The organism is Arthrobacter sp. B0490, assembly GCF_002929355.1.
In the GTDB taxonomy this organism is placed as follows: domain Bacteria; phylum Actinomycetota; class Actinomycetes; order Actinomycetales; family Micrococcaceae; genus Arthrobacter_D.
The window spans coordinates 1-642 of the sequence record NZ_PJIR01000098.1 but is presented as its reverse complement, the minus strand read 5'-3'; the positions used below and the strand labels follow the sequence as shown (position 1 = coordinate 642).

Genomic DNA, 642 nt, shown 5'->3' with positions numbered 1-642 from the left:
TGCCGCGTGTCGATCTGCCGGAAATCCTCTTGGAAATCGCCGCCCGCACTGGCTTTTCCGAGGCCTTCACCCATGTCTCCGAACGCAATGCACGCGCCGACAACCTGGTCACCAGCCTCTGCGCGCTGCTGTTGGGCGGGGCCTGCAACACCGGCCTGGAGCCCTTGATCCGCACCGACAACCCGGCGCTGCGCCGTGACCGGCTGTCCTGGGTCAGCCAGAATTATATCCGCGACGACACCCTGTCAGCGGCTAACGCCATCCTGGTCGGAGCGCAAAGCCAACTGGAACTGGCCCAAGTCTGGGGTGGCGGCGAGGTCGCCTCCGCCGATGGCATGCGCTTCGTCGTACCGGTGCGCACCGTGCATGCCGGCCCCAATCCGAAGTATTTCGGCACCGGCCGGGGTGTCACCTGGTACAACCTGATTTCCGACCAATTCTCCGGCCTCAACGCCATCACCGTGCCCGGCACGCTGCGCGACAGCCTGGTGTTGCTGGCGGTCGTGCTGGAACAGCAGACCGAGTTGCAGCCGACGCAAATCATGACCGACACCGGGGCCTACAGCGATGTGGTGTTCGGGCTCTTCCGCCTACTTGGCTACCACTTCAGTCCGCGGCTGGCCGATGTCGGCGGTACCCGCT

At 65.1% G+C, this 642-nt stretch carries 1 protein-coding gene; it reads left to right on the top strand.

From position 1 onward, the window contains the following. Window positions 1–642 (top strand): Tn3 family transposase (locus CXQ97_RS20955; protein WP_146069743.1); only part of this gene is annotated, 642 nt, incomplete at both ends.